Origin of the sequence: uncultured Marixanthomonas sp. (assembly GCF_963974425.1) — a bacterium.
Taxonomy (GTDB): Bacteria; Bacteroidota; Bacteroidia; order Flavobacteriales; family Flavobacteriaceae; genus Marixanthomonas.
On the sequence record NZ_CAXBCK010000039.1, the window covers coordinates 1 to 14,751 of the forward strand.

14 protein-coding genes are annotated in these 14,751 nt (G+C 36.0%); 9 read left to right on the plus strand and 5 right to left on the minus strand.

All coding sequences use genetic code 11. The annotated features are described in order from the left end of the window. A partial coding sequence (locus tag AACZ92_RS11770; protein ID WP_339701538.1) for an ATP-dependent DNA helicase RecG occupies positions 1-991 on the plus strand: 991 nt, incomplete at its 5' end. Positions 992-1,112: 121 nt separating this feature from the next. Further along, the gene (locus tag AACZ92_RS11775) at positions 1,113-2,729 is read left to right on the plus strand and encodes a SulP family inorganic anion transporter (protein ID WP_339701541.1); all 1,617 of its coding nucleotides are present in this window, start codon (positions 1,113-1,115) and stop codon (positions 2,727-2,729) included. A gap of 14 nt (positions 2,730-2,743) precedes the next feature. On the opposite strand, the gene AACZ92_RS11780 is transcribed toward AACZ92_RS11775, so the two are convergent. Continuing rightward, positions 2,744-3,082, minus strand: coding sequence for a tRNA-binding protein (locus AACZ92_RS11780; RefSeq protein ID WP_339701544.1), 339 nt, complete (start codon positions 3,080-3,082; stop codon positions 2,744-2,746). After that, positions 3,072-3,383, minus strand: coding sequence for a phosphoribosylpyrophosphate synthetase (locus AACZ92_RS11785; RefSeq protein ID WP_339701547.1), 312 nt, complete (start codon positions 3,381-3,383; stop codon positions 3,072-3,074). The genes AACZ92_RS11780 and AACZ92_RS11785 overlap by 11 nt, the downstream gene beginning before the upstream one ends. A gap of 118 nt (positions 3,384-3,501) precedes the next feature. Between AACZ92_RS11785 and AACZ92_RS11790 the strand changes: the two genes are divergently transcribed. Both AACZ92_RS11790 and AACZ92_RS11795 read left to right on the plus strand, forming a co-directional pair. Further along, a complete protein-coding gene (locus AACZ92_RS11790) occupies positions 3,502-4,056 on the plus strand; it encodes a thioredoxin family protein (RefSeq protein WP_339701621.1) in 555 nt (184 codons plus the stop codon). Between the two features lie 31 nt (positions 4,057-4,087). Next, entirely contained in the window at positions 4,088-5,077 is a 990-nt protein-coding gene (locus AACZ92_RS11795; RefSeq protein ID WP_339701550.1) for a DUF1028 domain-containing protein, read from the plus strand. 67 nt (positions 5,078-5,144) lie between these two features. On the opposite strand, the gene AACZ92_RS11800 is transcribed toward AACZ92_RS11795, so the two are convergent. Next, the gene (locus AACZ92_RS11800) at positions 5,145-6,077 is read right to left on the minus strand and encodes a peptidylprolyl isomerase (protein WP_339701552.1); all 933 of its coding nucleotides are present in this window, start codon (positions 6,075-6,077) and stop codon (positions 5,145-5,147) included. A gap of 90 nt (positions 6,078-6,167) precedes the next feature. Continuing rightward, a complete protein-coding gene (locus AACZ92_RS11805) occupies positions 6,168-7,136 on the minus strand; it encodes an App1 family protein (protein WP_339701554.1) in 969 nt (322 codons plus the stop codon). A 66-nt stretch (positions 7,137-7,202) separates the two neighbouring features. Between AACZ92_RS11805 and AACZ92_RS11810 the strand changes: the two genes are divergently transcribed. From AACZ92_RS11810 to AACZ92_RS11825, 4 genes are all read left to right on the plus strand, one after another. Next, positions 7,203-8,093 carry a YegS/Rv2252/BmrU family lipid kinase gene (locus AACZ92_RS11810; protein ID WP_339701556.1) on the plus strand — a complete coding sequence of 297 codons (891 nt, stop codon included), beginning with the start codon at positions 7,203-7,205 and terminating at the stop codon, positions 8,091-8,093. Positions 8,094-8,137: 44 nt separating this feature from the next. Then, complete coding sequence (locus AACZ92_RS11815) at positions 8,138-11,434, plus strand: amidohydrolase family protein (protein WP_339701560.1); 3,297 nt, start codon at positions 8,138-8,140, stop codon at positions 11,432-11,434. A 292-nt stretch (positions 11,435-11,726) separates the two neighbouring features. Next, positions 11,727-12,392 (plus strand): ATP-binding cassette domain-containing protein, encoded by a 666-nt coding sequence (locus tag AACZ92_RS11820; protein ID WP_339701562.1) that lies wholly within the window; start codon positions 11,727-11,729, stop codon positions 12,390-12,392. A 5-nt stretch (positions 12,393-12,397) separates the two neighbouring features. Further along, positions 12,398-13,468 carry a proline iminopeptidase-family hydrolase gene (locus tag AACZ92_RS11825; RefSeq protein WP_339701564.1) on the plus strand — a complete coding sequence of 357 codons (1,071 nt, stop codon included), beginning with the start codon at positions 12,398-12,400 and terminating at the stop codon, positions 13,466-13,468. A gap of 50 nt (positions 13,469-13,518) precedes the next feature. Here the strand turns inward: AACZ92_RS11825 and AACZ92_RS11830 are convergent, their stop codons facing one another. Further along, a complete protein-coding gene (locus AACZ92_RS11830; RefSeq protein WP_339701567.1) occupies positions 13,519-14,139 on the minus strand; it encodes a fasciclin domain-containing protein in 621 nt (206 codons plus the stop codon). 198 nt (positions 14,140-14,337) lie between these two features. Here AACZ92_RS11830 and AACZ92_RS11835 point away from each other — a divergent pair, with 198 nt between their 5' ends. Beyond that, complete coding sequence (locus AACZ92_RS11835; RefSeq protein WP_339701570.1) at positions 14,338-14,715, plus strand: LysM peptidoglycan-binding domain-containing protein; 378 nt, start codon at positions 14,338-14,340, stop codon at positions 14,713-14,715. The last annotated feature ends 36 nt before the right edge of the window (positions 14,716-14,751 follow it).

Here is a 14,751-nt window from a genome sequence, read left to right on the forward strand (position 1 = left end):
CGAAATAAACATCCTAATTGGCACTCATGCACTGCTTGAAGATAAGGTACAATTCAATAATTTAGGGCTCGCTATAATTGACGAACAACATCGTTTTGGAGTAGCCCAACGAAGCAAATTATGGCATAAAAATGAGCTGCCGCCACACGTGCTTGTCATGACCGCCACCCCTATTCCACGCACCCTTGCCATGAGCGTTTATGGCGACCTCGATATTAGTGTAATTGATGAGCTTCCACCAGGTAGAAAAAGTATAAAAACCGTCCACCGTTTTGACGCTAATAGATTGAAAGTTTTTCGTTTTTTGAAAGATGAAATTTCAAAAGGCAGGCAGGTTTATATTGTCTATCCTTTAATTCAAGAAAGTGAAGCTTTAGACTATAAAGATTTAATGGACGGATACGAAAGTATTGTTCGAGAATTTCCACAACCTAACTATCAAATATCTATTGTCCATGGACAAATGAAACCAGCCGATAAAGATTTTGAAATGGATCGTTTTGTTCGTGGTGAAACACAAATAATGGTGGCAACCACCGTAATTGAAGTGGGAGTAAATGTTCCTAATGCTTCGGTAATGGTTATTGAAAGTGCAGAACGGTTTGGGCTTTCACAATTACACCAGTTACGAGGCCGTGTAGGTCGTGGTGCCGAACAGAGTTATTGTATTTTAATGACTAGCCATAAACTGAGTAGCGATGCCAAAACGCGTTTACAGACCATGACTCAAACTAATGATGGTTTTGAAATAAGCGAAGTAGATTTAAAGCTAAGAGGCCCTGGCGATATTATGGGAACGCAACAAAGTGGGGTGCTCAACCTTCGCATTGCAGATATAGTGAAAGATTCAGCCATTTTAAAAATAGCACGAAGTTATGCTATGCAAACACTCAAAACCGACCCTACTTTAGCTTCAGAAGAGAATAAACCTATAAAACACACGTATTCAGAGTTGGTAAAGTTTAAAAATATTTGGAATTATATCTCATAAAAACAATGTAGCAACTTTCTATTATCCTACTATTTTATAATTTCTTAAAACTGAACTTCCTAATTTACTTTCTAACTCTCGAATAATCGTGTATCTTTGCCGCCTTTTTAAGCGAAGAAAAATGATACAGAAAACCATCAAGAATTTTACACAGAACCCTAAGAATGATATTCTTTCGGGATTAACCGTAGCACTAGCTTTAGTTCCTGAAGCTGTTGCTTTTGCCTTTGTAGCAGGTATAGACCCATTAATCGGGCTGTATGGAGCCTTTATGATGGGTATTGTTACCGCACTTTTTGGAGGTCGCCCAGGAATGATTTCTGGTGCAACTGGAGCAACAGCAATTGTGATGGTCCATTTAATACAAAAAGGAAATGAAGTAGGTGACTCCTTAGCTGCTCCTATTGACAACTTAGGACTACAATGGCTTTTTATCACCCTTCTTATTATGGGCGGTATACAAATATTAGCAGGAGTATTCAAGCTAGGGAAATTTGTTCGATTAATCCCGCATCCAGTAATGATGGGGTTTGTTAATGGTTTGGCTATTGTAATCTTTTTATCACAATTGGGCTTTTTTAAAGAAAGCTCAACCGGTGTTCCTACTTGGATGACTGGTATTGATTTATTTGTTATGCTAGGCCTTGTATTTTTAACAATGGCTATTATGTTTGGGCTTCCAAAACTCACAAAAAAAATACCTGCAGCCCTTACTGCTATCGTTGTAGTGGCTTGTGTTACTATTTTTGGAAATATAGACGCTAGTACGGTTGGATCATTTATACGTGATGGTGGTGGTACAGGATTAGAAGGTGGTCTACCTACTTTTCAAGCTCAAATATTCGGTGTTTTCGATACTTTGCAAGGACATTGGGGGCTTATTATTTCCACCGCTGTTATATTAGCTGCAGTGGGTCTTATTGAATCGCTAATGACGTTAAACCTCGTAGACGAAATGACCGAAACCCGTGGAAGTGGGAACCGCGAATGTGTGGCCCAAGGGGGTGCGAATATCTTAAACGGCCTATTTGGAGGAATGGGTGGTTGTGCCATGATCGGTCAATCTATTATTAATGTCAACTCTGGTGGTAGAGGGCGTTTATCGGGTACGGTAGCCGCAATAGCACTATTATGTTTTGTATTATTTGGCGCACCTTTAATCGAGCAAATTCCTATTGCTGCTTTAGTTGGCGTTATGTTTATGGTGGTTATCGGAACGTTTGCTTGGAGTAGCTTCCGCATTCTGAATAAAATTCCATTAAGCGATGCTATTGTTTTGATAGCCGTTTCAGCAATTACCGTATGGCAAGATTTAGCAATTGCTGTAATCGCCGGTGTTATTATGAGCGCCTTGGTATTTGCATGGAAAAATGCCACTAAAATTAGAGCGCGTAAACACTTTAAGGAGGACGGCACGAAAGTATATGAAATTTGGGGCCCTCTATTCTTTGGCTCTACAACAGCTTTCAATGCAAAATTTGATGTTAAAAACGACCCAGAGAAAATTGAAATCGATTTTATAGAGTCTAAAGTAAGTGATCACAGTGGTGTGGAAGCACTAAGAAACCTTGCTAACAAATATGTGGCGCAAGGCAAGCAAATTAAATTCACTCATTTAAGTAGAGACTGCAAAGCACTTTTAATAAAGCGCAACCCTGAGTTTGAAACTATTATTGAGAATAATATTAACGATCCGAGATACTATGTTGTAACCGATGTTATGGATAGCGAAGTCTAAAACAATAAAACGGTTTACGAAATTCGTAAACCGTTTTTAACTTGTCTCCCTGGTTCTAACAAAGTAACATCTTTATCATCAACAGCGCCGATAAGTAAACATTCGCTCATAAAATTAGCGATTTGTTTTTTCGGAAAGTTAACAACGGCAATTACTTGTTTACCGAGAATATCTTTTTTATTATATAATGTAGTTACTTGAGCAGAGGTTTTTAAAACCCCTATTTCATCTCCAAAGTCTATTTGAAGTTTATAAGATGGATTACGAGCTTCAGGAAAGTCATTTACTTCAACTACAGTTCCTACTCGCATGTCAACTTTTTCAAAGTCGCTCCAAGAAAGATTATTTTTCATGAGTAATTTTAAGTTTTTGTATCATCTGCGGAGACATATAATGCCCTTTGGCACCATAACTATCTACAAGCAATCCTTTAGTCCCATCGTGGGTTTCAATTACATATAAAATAGAATTATCGTCGGGATTAGACATTCCCTCAAAGCGATAGAACTTTACCACCTCCAAATCACCGGCTTTCCATTTTCTTTTTAAGGATTTAGACTCAACACCTTCTTCTACTAAATTAAAGTCTTGTTCATACCCCTTATTTTGTAAATTTTCAATTGCTACTGATAACGAACTGTACGAATTTCTCATGTTTTTTGCTTTTGTATAAAGTTACAGTCATTAAAAGAGACTAGCAAAACTTTATAAAATGTTTAATAATTGTAACTTTATTGAAAATAATCGAACTAATTCAGAAAAGAATAACTGTATGTCCCTTACCCCTTCCAATATGATGCCTCTTGGCACAAAAGCACCTGATTTTACACTATTGGACACCGTTACTATGAACCCTGTTTCGTTACAACAAATTCAAGGTGAAAAAGGTACGGTGATTATGTTTATCTGTAACCACTGCCCTTTTGTTAAGCATGTAAATGAAGAAATTGTTCGGCTATCCAACGACTATCGTGTAACTGGTTTTGGATTTGTAGCTATAAGCAGTAATGATGTGGAGAATTATCCACAAGATTCACCAAAAGAAATGTGGAAAACCGCTCGGAAACACAACTACCCGTTTCCCTATCTATATGATGAAACGCAAGAAGTTGCTAAAGCATATGATGCTGCCTGTACGCCAGATTTTTATGTATTTGATGATAATTTGAAACTCATTTACCGAGGACAGCTTGATAATTCGCGTCCCGGTAATGGTATTCCGGTAAATGGTCGCGATCTTCGAGAAGCGTTGGATAATGTACTGAACAACAACCCGCAGCGAAAAGACCAAAAACCAAGTATGGGGTGTAATATAAAATGGAAATAATTTTATAGTAAAACTTAAAACAAACCTTAATATGAAACAAAATTATTTTATTGGCTTATTTCTATTATCAATATCTGTTTTTTCGCAGCATACCTTTTCTATAGTAGCCGTAGACCCAAATACAGGTGAAATAGGAAGTGCAGGAGCAACTTGTATCTCAGCTGAAGATGGCGCACTTGCCATTAGTGATATCGTTTTAGGAGTTGGAGCTATCCACACGCAGTCTTTTTATTTACCAACCAACCAAAATAATGCTCGCGTACGTATGGAAGCTGAGGATTCACCTCAAGAAATTATTGATTGGCTTATTGCAAACGATGCACAAGGAAATCCTTCGCAGCGACAATATGGAGTGGTCGATTTAAATAACAACAACCCAAGAAGTGCAGCTTTTACAGGTGAAGACTGTTTTGAAGAGTTTCTTCACATTACAGGACCAAATTACTCCATACAAGGAAATATTCTAATTTCTGAAGAGGTGGTGACCGATATGGAGACTGCTTTTCTTGAAACCGAAGGAACACTAGCTGATAAACTTATGGCAGCCCTTCAAGGTGCGAAACGTCCAGGAGCAGATTCTAGATGTTTAGATTTTGGTATTAGTTCTGCTTCGGCTTTTTTACGAGTTGCAGACCCGAGTGATACTGATAGTAGCTACGGAAACCTTTCTTTAGATCTCAACGTTTGGATAACTTCCGAAGTTTTTGAACCTATTGATGCCTTACAAGATGCCTACGATGCAACATTGAGCACCAATAACCCTCAAGGGACAGAAAGTAACATAACTTTATTTCCAAACCCTGCAGATAAAACCGTGACACTGCAAAGTAATGGAGCGATGATAACTTCTTATACTGTAGCTGATGTTAACGGTAAAATTGTTACACAAAGAGAAATTAAATCGCCACAAAATAGATTGTATTTTGATGTATTACAGTATGCTGACGGCATTTATTTTATTGAAACTTTTGAAAACGGCACATCCATTTCAGTTGAAAGATTAGTGGTTTCAAAAAAATAATTGAAATCTTTTCAATAAAAAACGCTCCTAAATCAGGAGCGTTTTTTAGTATATATTACTATAAAAATTATTTTACATCCATCAATTCTACATCAAATACCAAAGTTGCGTTTGGCGGTATAACTCCTCCAGCACCCTGTGCTCCGTATGCTAAGTGTGATGGAATAACAAATCGGGCTTTGTCTCCAACTTGTAATAATTGTATTCCTTCATCCCAACCTGCGATAACATTTCCCATTCCTAATGGAAAATCAATTGGATTTCCACGTTTGTAAGAATTATCAAACTCGCCACCATCGGCAAACATACCTTTATAATGTACGGCTACAGTTTTTCCTTTTTCAGCTTTGGCTCCATCGCCTTTTTGAATCATTTTATAACGAAGGCCACTTTCAGTTTTATCAAAACCTGCTGAAATTGCATCTACCAAAGCTTCTTGTTCTTGCTTCGCTTTTGCTTCTCGTTCTGCTTTAGCTCCGGTAAATTGTCTAAAAGCTTCAACAGCATTCCATTTTTGGGCTTCCTCTCCTACTCTAATAATTTCAACTTGTTGCATCGTATCACCTTGCGCAATATTATCAACAACATCTTGTCCTTCTGCTACATAACCAAAAACGGTGTGTTTATTATCTAACCAAGGAGTTTCTATGTGCGTTATAAAAAACTGGCTTCCATTAGTTGCCGGCCCTGCATTTGCCATTGAAAACACGCCTGGTTTATTGTGTTTTAAATCTGGATGAAACTCATCGTCAAATTTATAACCAGGTCCGCCAGCTCCTGTACCAGAAGGATCACCTCCTTGTACCATAAAATCTGGAATTACTCGGTGAAATTTTAATCCGTCATAATACGGTTTCCCTTGTTCTTTTGCTTCGTTTTCTAATGTACCTTCAGCTAAAGCTACAAAGTTTCCTACCGTTCCCGGCGTTTTTTTATACGTTAGTTGACCTAAAATTTCTCCTTTTTCTGTGGTAATTTTAGCGTAAATACCGTCTTGCATGAGTCTGTTTTTAAATGAAGTGCAAAAGTAAAGAATAAATGCTTTTTATTTTTGCTATTGAATAATTAAAATATTCTTAAAGTTTCAGTTTTACTCAATAATACCGATCTCTTTTGAATGCCTTATTGCTAAGTGACTATCTTTAAAGTAAAGCGTTTTTATAGACAGTGTTTCTATATTTGATAAGACTTCCTGCACTTTTCCTTTCTGTTTTTTTGAAGTCTGCCGAATATAAACAGCACGAATATTTTCAGGAAAAATTTTACAGATGCGTTCGTATAAATATGGGTCTTGTTGCGAATCGTCTCCTAATAAAACATAGGTCAAGTTTGGATAAAATGAAATAATATCCTTTATTTTCTGAAACTTATGATCGTGGTCGCCTCTCCCAGATTTTAAAAAATCGGTTAGTTTGGTTTTAATACTTTTCAATTTAATAACCGCTTTGGGTAATTGATGCAATCTTGCAAATTCATCGATAAATGCATATAAGTTCCATTCGCTACTCGACACATAAAAAAAGGAATTAGAAGCCTGTTTACTATCTTGGCCTGCAATACTCAGGGCTTGATAATGGTCTACAACATCTTCAAAAACTTTTCGCTTATTTACATTTTTAGAAAGCATGACGTAGAGCTTCTTAAAAATATTATTACTATGAGATATTAAAAAAGTATCATCAATGTCAGAAATAATTCCAAACTTACTTTCAAAAGGTTTTAATACTTCGTTGGTTTCTACAATACCTATTTTACCTAGCGCACACATAATTTTATAAGGATGCCAACCACTTTCCAATGGTTCTGAAAAGGGTATGGTAAACCTAAAAAAACCATCTTCCAAGGTCTTAGTGTGTACCTTTTTATTTTGAAACTCCAAAGTAATATCAACATTTTCTAATGGTGAAATGGTAAACATATGCAAAATAGAAAAAGCATGTTTTACCCCTTTTCTATCCACACTATACTTATCGGGTGCCCAAGATTTAAAAACGTGCCCAGAAACTACTAATTCTTGCTCATTAAGGTATCCTCGATATAATTGTAAATCTAATTTCACGTATTGTAATTTTCTTAACCTTTACATATTTTCAAAATACTTATTTTTAAATGTAAACTAAAATTAATGAAAGCAATTAAGAATATTTTAGTAGTAGTAAACCCAATATCGGGTAACACATCTAAAGAAGACATTATAACAACTATTATAGAACGCTGTAATAATGATAGTTATCAATTAGCAATTTATGAAACTACAGGAGAGAATGATATTTCTAGTATAAAAGAAGAAATTAAAGATCATAAAGTAGAGCGAATATTAGTTGTGGGAGGAGATGGCACTATAAAGATTGTTGCCGAAGCAGTTGAAGAGTTTCAGGTTTCCGTAGGGATTATTCCTGCAGGATCTGCCAACGGATTAGCGGTAAACTTTAATATTCCACCTACTTTAGAAGAGCAATTGGATATCGCTTTGGGAGACAACACCATTAAAGCCGATAAGCTTTTAGTTAATAACCACGTCTGTTTTCATATGGCTGACTTAGGAATTAACGCCGAATTGGTTAAAAATTATGAAGCGTCCAATATTCGAGGGAAGCTCGGATATATTTTACAAACCATTCCTACTTTAGCTTCCTCTGAATATCCATTTACTTTTAAGATTGAAGTAAATTCAAAAATAATTGAACAAACTGGAATCATGCTCTGTATTGCCAATGCTAATAAATTTGGAACTGGAGCTACAGTAAACCCAAATGGAAAGATAAATGATGGGGTGTTCGAACTCCTCGTTTTTAAGGAATTGAATATTTCTGAAATAATAAACACAATATATAACGAAACCGATTTAAACTCTGGGTTTGCAAAGGAATTTACTACAACGTCAGCAAAAATAACAATGCATCATCCCGTCCCGCTTCAAATTGACGGAGAGTTTATAGAAAGCACTAAAAAGGTGAAGGTTAAACTATGCGAAAAAAAATTAACTATAGCAGTTCCCAAAAGCTTTGTTTCGTGATTTACAGTTATTGACTATCTTTAGCTTCAGAAAATTGAAACACTATGAGATATTTGCTTTCCCTATTATTGATAAGCTGCGCAATAACCCTTCAAGCCCAAAAAAAAGATAAAGACAAAAAAGAAGAAACCAAATGGGATGTTTCTAACCCTGGGAAAGATTTTAACTACAAACCCCATTCTTTTACAACCAACGAAGGAACTTGGATGAACCTCGATGTAAGCCCCGACGGGCAAACCATCGTTTTTGATATGCTAGGTGATATCTATACCATCCCTATTTCTGGCGGCAAAGCAACAGCTATTAGAACCGGAATCCCTTTTGAAGTACAACCAAGATTTAGCCCTGATGGAAAAAAAATTTCTTTTACTAGTGATGCTGGTGGAGGTGATAATATATGGGTAATGAATGCCAATGGTAAAGATGCCAAACAGATTACAGACGAAGATTTTCGGTTGCTAAACAATGCAGTTTGGATGCCTGATGGAGACTATTTAATCGCGAGAAAGCACTTTACTTCAGGAAGAAGCTTAGGAGCTGGCGAAATGTGGCAATACCACATTACCGGTGGAAAAGGACTACAATTAACAGAACGAAAAAACGACCAACAAGACGTAAATGAGCCGTTTGTTTCACCCGATGGTAAGTATTTGTATTATTCAGAAGATATGTATCCAGGTGGAAATTTTCAATATAATAAAGACCCGAATAGTCAAATTTATGTAATTAAACGCTACAATTTTGAAACAGGAAAAACTGAAACCATAACTGGAGGTCCAGGTGGAGCTGCTCGTCCAGTAATTTCGCCTAACGGAAAGAAATTAGCATTTGTAAAACGGATACGCGAAAAAAGTGTTCTGTTTTTGCACGATTTAGAAACAGGTGAAGAATGGCCTATTTATGACCAACTAAACAAAGATCAACAAGAAGCTTGGGCTATTTTTGGAGTGTATCCTAACTTTAGCTGGATGCCCAATAATACCGATCTAGTATTTTGGAGCGGTGGAAAAATCAGTAAAATTAATACCGAGTCACAACAAGTAACAAACATTCCATTTACCGCAGATGTAAAAATTGATATTGCAGAGCGGGTTCATTTTAACAATAAAGTTGAAGAAGAAACCTTTACTCCACAAGTAATTCGTCATGCTGTGACCTCTCCTAATGGAAAAATTCTTATCTTTAATGCTTTAGGGTCACTTTATAAAAAAGAGTTACCCAATGGATCCCCACAAAGAATTACAAACGGCACCGACTTTGAGTTTGAACCAACATTCTCCCCAGATGGAAAACATATTGTTTTCGTCACTTGGAACGATCTCGAAAAAGGTGCCATTTTTACAATACCTACTTCTGGCGGAACACCCGTAAAACTTACTCAAGAAAAAGCCATATTCCGAACGCCTGCTTATTCAAAAGACGGAAAACAAATTGTTTTCAGAAAAGAAAGAGGAAATACAGATCAAGGTTTCACTTTTACAAAAAAACCGGGAATCTATACCATGGATGCCTCGGGAGATAACGAAAAGTTTGTTATAAAAGATGGGGAGTATCCTATGTTCAATACAAGTGGAGACCGTATTTTCTTGCAAACTGGAGGCACTTATTTTGGCAGCCTCACCAAAAAATTAATTAGTGTTAACCTAAACGGAAATGATAAAAAAGAGCATATTAAATCTAAATATGCCAATAGGTTAGTTCCTAGTCCAGACAATAAGTGGATTGCTTTTACACATCTTCATAAAGCATATGTAGCACCATTAGTATTGAATGGCCAAACCATAGATTTGGATGACAAATCAAAATCGGTTCCGGTTTCACAAATTGCAAAGGATGCTGGTATTAATTTACACTGGTCACCAGATAGTAAAAAAATAATGTGGACATTGGGTGATGAATATTTCAGTAATGAATTAAAAAACAGGTTTACATTTTTACCAGGTTCTTCCGAAGAAATTCCTGAAATCACACTTGAAGGAACAAAAATCGGTCTTACAGCCCCGGTAGACAGCCCTTCAGGGAAAATTGCGTTTACCAACGCCCGAATTATCACCATGAACGGCGACAAAGTAATTGAAAGCGGAACTGTTATAATTAATGAAAATAAAATTGAAGCAATTGGTGAAGCTACAAAAATCAAGGTTCCAAATGATGCAAAAGTGTACGATGCAAAAGGAAAAACCATTATGCCTGGTATGGTCGATGCGCACGCGCACGTAGGTGCATTCCGGTATGGTTTAACCACACAACAAAACTGGCAGTTAATGGCCAACTTGGCATTTGGGGTTACTACTTCACACGATCCTTCAGCAAACACAGAAACAGTATTTAGTATTTCTGAATTATTAAAAGCTGGAAAGCTAACCGGTCCGCGATTGTATTCTACGGGGTTTATATTATATGGGGCAGATGGCGACTTTAAAGCGGTTATCAATAATCTAGAAGATGCAGAAAGTAGCATTAGACGCACCAAAGCATTCGGTGCTAAAAGTGTGAAAAGCTACAATCAACCTAGAAGAGAACAACGCCAGCAAGTTTTGCAAGCCGCCAGAGAACAAAAAATCAATGTAGTTCCTGAAGGCGGTTCTACTTTTTTCCATAATATTTCGATGGTGATTGATGGTCATACAGGTGTTGAACACAACATTCCTGTAGCACCTGTTTATAAAGATATTTTAGAAGTCTGGGGAAAAAGTGAGGTTGGCTATACTCCTACCCTAATTGTAAATTATGGAGGATTGAATGGTGAATATTTTTTCTATCAGCGTGATAACGTTTGGGAAAATGAAAAACTGCTGCATTTTACACCAAGAAGAATTGTTGATAGCCGTTCCCGCCATCGTACGATGGTGCCAGAAAAAGAATATGAAAATGGACATATTTTAGTTTCAGAGACTGCTAAAAATTTGAGTGATGCTGGTGTAAAAGTTAATATGGGAGCTCACGGACAATTACAAGGATTGGGTGCTCATTGGGAAACTAAGATGCTACAACAAGGTGGTATGACCAACTTAGAAGCACTACAAACCGCAACGATCAATGCGGCCGAATATATTGGTGCCGGAGATGATATTGGCTCTTTAGAAAAAGGGAAATTGGCAGATTTAATTGTGTTAACAGATAACCCATTAGACGATATTGAAAACACACAAAGTATAGAAATGGTAATGGTTAATGGCCGATTATACGATGCTAACACTTTAAATGAAATTGGAAACCACCCAAAAGAACGTTCCCCATTTTGGTGGGAACACAATAAATACAACCAAGCTTTTCCTTGGCATCAAGAAACAGAAGGTTTTATGAAAGGCGGTTGTGGTTGCCACGTTGGACACCAATAGAGAATGAATATTCGCGCCCATTGGCAATATTATAAAGATATATTTCCGTTCATCGCTGGATTTGGAATAATATGCTGTATCGCTACAAATATTCTTTGGGGTTTTGGCCTTTTTTGCACGCTAGGTTTGTTGTTTGGTTTTTTCGGTTTTCGAGTTTTTAAAAATGACGAATATTATTTTTATTACAACCTAGGAATTACCAAATGGAACTTATTAAAAATCAGTTTTTTCATTAATTTACTTATCGCAATTCCACTATTTTCAATTCTATTAACCTGTTTTTATCTATCCTTTGGCGACTTTACAAGTACATGATGTAACCAAAAGCTTCGGAAAAACCCAAGTTTTAAATGGTGTTTCTTTTACAATAGAAACAGAAGATATTTTTGGAATCTTTGGAAGAAATGGCAGCGGAAAATCTACCCTGTTAAAAATCCTTTTCGGGACGCTTTCCGCAGATAGTTTAGAGCTTGAAATAAACGGAACAAAAATTTCTCCTTCCGAAGTCATAAAAAAACAGCTTATCGCCTATTTACCCCAACATCCTTTTTTGCCTAAAATCCAAAAAGTACGCGATATTATTCCGATGTATTTTCAAAAAGAAAAAGATCAAGATGCTGTTTTTTATCATCCTTTTATAGCCACATTAACTCATAAAAAAGCTGGAGAACTTTCGCACGGAGAACGTAAGTTTTTTGAAACTATTTTAATTAGCCATTTACCGCATCCGTTTCTAATGTTAGACGAACCTTTTTCTATGCTGGAACCATTTCAAACAAAAGCATTAAAAGAGTTTTTGCTGAAAATTTCAGAAACTAAAAGCATCATCATTACCGATCATTATTATACCGACGTGTTAGATATTACCACTAAAAATATTGTATTAAGAAACGGGGAAAGCATAGCTATCAACTCAATTGAAGATTTAAAGAAAAACGAGTACCTTTCTAAAAACTAATCCAAATGAAAAAATTAATCGTATTATTTTCCTTTTTAGTAGTGTTAACCAGTTGTAAAAACGAAGTAAAAACGCAACCTGAAAAAGAAAGCACCCCAGTTATTTCGGAAACTGAATACCTTTCTTTTACAGATAAAGACGACCAATTTACTGGCGGAATTAAAATGATTCCTATAGAAACACCAAAAGGAACATTCAATGTCTGGACCAAACAAACGGGTAATAACCCAACAATAAAAGTATTGCTATTACATGGTGGTCCAGGGATGACGCATGAAATTTATGAATGTTTTGATGGTTATTTTCCGCAGGAAGGAATTGAATATTATTACTACGATCAATTAGGTAGCTACTACAGCGACCAACCAGACGATAAAAGCCTTTGGAAAACAGAGCGTTTTGTCGAAGAGGTTGAACAAGTGCGTAAGGCACTAGGCTTAAACAGTGACAACTTTTATTTATTTGGGCAATCGTGGGGCGGTATTCTAGCAATGGAATACGCTTTAAAATATCAGGAAAACCTGAAGGGGTTAATCGTTTCGAATATGGTGCCTTCCATTCCAGATTATATGAAATATAACGAAGAAGTATTAGCACCTCAGCTAGATTCTACCGTTTTGAAAAAGATTATGCAATATGAAGCTGCTGAAGATTATGAAAATGAAGAGTATTTGAAACTGATCACAGAAAATTACTACCCAAAACACGTAATTCGCATGCCAATTGAACAATGGCCAAACTCGTTGAACAGAGGGTTTAAACATGTAAATCCAGATGTATATGTAACCATGCAAGGTCCAAGTGAATTTGGTATAAAAGGCGATGCTACGCTAAAAGATTGGGAGGTAAAAGATCGCGTACACGAAATTAATGTACCCACACTTTCAATAGGTGCTAAATATGACACGATGAATCCTGAAGAAATGAAGTGGCTCGCCAATAATGTGAAGAATGGTAGGTTTCACCTCTGCCCCAACGGAAGTCACCTATCACAATACGATGATCAAGAGGTTTTCTTTGAAGGATTGATTCAGTTTATAAAAGATGTTGATTCTGGAAATTTTAAAAAAGGATAAAAAAGAAGATCCCAACAATGGGATCTTCTTTTTTAGTATATGACAAATAATTATGCTTTTGGCATAAGTACTTTATCAATGCTGTGAACAACACCGTTAGATGCATCCATATTAGCGTCTACTACAGTCGCAGTATTACCTTTAGCATCCTTTATCATTATTTTATCATCTTTCATAGATAAAATAATATTTTCACCCTGTAAAGTCGTTACTCGGTATTTGTTGTCATTATCTTTTATTGCTTTCATAAGAGCATCGCCTGTCCACTCACCAGAAACTACATGATATTTTAATACTCCTTGAAGTTGAGTTTTGTTCTCATCCATCATTAAGTTATCCATATTTTTCTTTGGCACAGCTTCAAAAGCTTCATTGGTAGGAGCAAATACAGTGTATTCACCTTCTTCCATAAAAGTTTGTGCTAACCCTGCTTGTTTAAGAGCAGAAACTAAAGTAGACATGCTTTGGTTATTCATCGCTTTTGAGGCAATTGTATTTTGCTCAAATTCTTTTTTAGCCATCATAGCCTCTTCTTCAGCCTTTTTCTGGGCTTCCATTTCCATTTTTTCAGCTTCAGCTTTTGCTTCAGCTTCTTTCTTTTTTCCGTCATTACAAGCTGTAAACAACATAGTTGCTACTGCTAGTGACATAATAATTGATTTAAATTTCATATTGTTGATTTTTGTTTTGTTTAAAACAAAGATAACGCTGAGTTTCATAAGGTTGTATTAAACCTCCTTAATTTTAAGTTAAATATTAAACATGTCGTTACTTTAAGTAGAAATTACAGACAGTTATTTAATTAAAATGACTTCACAAACTTCTAAAAGTTGTATATTTAAAACGCATTAATAAAAAATTGAAAAAAAATGGTTAAAGCTAAGTATCAAAATGTTTTAGATTTAGGTGAAAAACTTAAAATCCAAAATGGTGATGTAAAAGAAGAAAACGGGAAACTAAAAATTTGGGGTACCGCAAATACCCAATATGACAAAGACCGTTTATGGGACGAAATTAAAAAATCTGGCGGTGAAAATCCACAAGATCTTGAAGCTGATATTAAAGTGGCAGACAAAAATGCTTACGCATATCATACAGTGGAAAAAGGAGAATCACTCAGTAAAATTTCAAAAAAATATTACGGTGACCCGATGAAGTACAACAAAATTTTTGAAGCTAATAAAAATATATTAGACAACCCAGATGTTATACATCCTGGTCAAGAACTTGAAATACCTAACAAGTAAAACTCTCCTAAGTTAATTTAAAACCGGCTGTCTATT

What these genes read in the sequence shown, in the direction of transcription:
- AACZ92_RS11775 (WP_339701541.1), top strand. Translation starts at nt 1,113, where the DNA reads ATGATACAGAAAACCATCAAGAATTTTACACAGAACCCTAAGAATGAT.
- AACZ92_RS11780 (WP_339701544.1), bottom strand. Translation starts at nt 3,082, where the DNA reads ATGAAAAATAATCTTTCTTGGAGCGACTTTGAAAAAGTTGACATGCGA.
- AACZ92_RS11785 (WP_339701547.1), bottom strand. Translation starts at nt 3,383, where the DNA reads ATGAGAAATTCGTACAGTTCGTTATCAGTAGCAATTGAAAATTTACAA.
- AACZ92_RS11790 (WP_339701621.1), top strand. Translation starts at nt 3,502, where the DNA reads ATGTCCCTTACCCCTTCCAATATGATGCCTCTTGGCACAAAAGCACCT.
- AACZ92_RS11795 (WP_339701550.1), top strand. Translation starts at nt 4,088, where the DNA reads ATGAAACAAAATTATTTTATTGGCTTATTTCTATTATCAATATCTGTT.
- AACZ92_RS11800 (WP_339701552.1), bottom strand. Translation starts at nt 6,077, where the DNA reads ATGCAAGACGGTATTTACGCTAAAATTACCACAGAAAAAGGAGAAATT.
- AACZ92_RS11810 (WP_339701556.1), top strand. Translation starts at nt 7,203, where the DNA reads ATGAAAGCAATTAAGAATATTTTAGTAGTAGTAAACCCAATATCGGGT.
- AACZ92_RS11815 (WP_339701560.1), top strand. Translation starts at nt 8,138, where the DNA reads ATGAGATATTTGCTTTCCCTATTATTGATAAGCTGCGCAATAACCCTT.
- AACZ92_RS11825 (WP_339701564.1), top strand. Translation starts at nt 12,398, where the DNA reads ATGAAAAAATTAATCGTATTATTTTCCTTTTTAGTAGTGTTAACCAGT.
- AACZ92_RS11830 (WP_339701567.1), bottom strand. Translation starts at nt 14,139, where the DNA reads ATGAAATTTAAATCAATTATTATGTCACTAGCAGTAGCAACTATGTTG.
- AACZ92_RS11835 (WP_339701570.1), top strand. Translation starts at nt 14,338, where the DNA reads ATGGTTAAAGCTAAGTATCAAAATGTTTTAGATTTAGGTGAAAAACTT.